The organism is Clostridium sardiniense (assembly GCF_019753795.1).
In the GTDB taxonomy this organism is placed as follows: domain Bacteria; phylum Bacillota; class Clostridia; order Clostridiales; family Clostridiaceae; genus Clostridium; species Clostridium sardiniense.
Genome location: NZ_JAIKTU010000045.1, coordinates 1 through 927, shown reverse-complemented (window position 1 = coordinate 927; position 927 = coordinate 1). Strand labels below are relative to the sequence as shown.

At 32.6% G+C, this 927-nt stretch carries 1 protein-coding gene; it reads left to right on the top strand.

The genetic code is table 11. The features are described from left to right. A partial coding sequence (locus K5V21_RS19035; RefSeq protein ID WP_221862669.1) for a DUF5011 domain-containing protein occupies positions 1 to 927 on the top strand: 927 nt, incomplete at both ends.

Sequence of the window (927 nt, the reverse complement as noted above, 5' to 3'; positions counted from 1 at the left end):
AGTAACAGTAAATCCAAAAATGGTTGAAATAAATAATGCACCAGTAATAAAAGCAGAAAACAAAACAATAAAGGTTGGAAGTAAATTTGACCCAATGACTGAGGTAAGTGCTACAGATAAGGAAGACGGAAATATAACAAATAAGATTAAAGTGATAGAAAACACAGTAAATGTAAACAAGCCAGGCACTTACAAAGTAGTTTATGAAGTAACAGATAGTCAAGGTGCTAAAACAATAAAGACAATAACAATAACTGTAGTAAGCAATGATAAACCGGTAATAAGCGGAGCAGATAATGTGAGCATAACAGAAGGAACAGCATTTGATCCAATGGCTGGTGTAACTGCAGTTGATACAGAAGATGGAAATATAACAAAAGATATTAAAGTTTCTGGCTCAGTAGATACAAATAAACCAGGAAAGTATGAAGTAACTTATACAGTTACAGATAGTGATGGAAATATAGTAACTGTAAAGAGATCAGTAACAGTAAATCCAAAAATGGTTGAAATAAATAATGCACCAGTAATAAAAGCAGAAAACAAAACAATAAAGGTTGGAAGTAAATTTGACCCAATGACTGAGGTAAGTGCTACAGATAAGGAAGACGGAAATATAACAAATAAGATTAAAGTGATAGAAAACACAGTAAATGTAAACAAGCCAGGCACTTACAAAGTAGTTTATGAAGTAACAGATAGTCAAGGTGCTAAAACAATAAAGACAATAACAATAACTGTAGTAAGCAATGATAAACCGGTAATAAGCGGAGCAGATAATGTGAGCATAACAGAAGGAACAGCATTTGATCCAATGGCTGGTGTAACTGCAGTTGATACAGAAGATGGAAATATAACAAAAGATATTAAAGTTTCTGGCTCAGTAGATACAAATAAACCAGGAAAGTATGAAGTAACTTATACAGT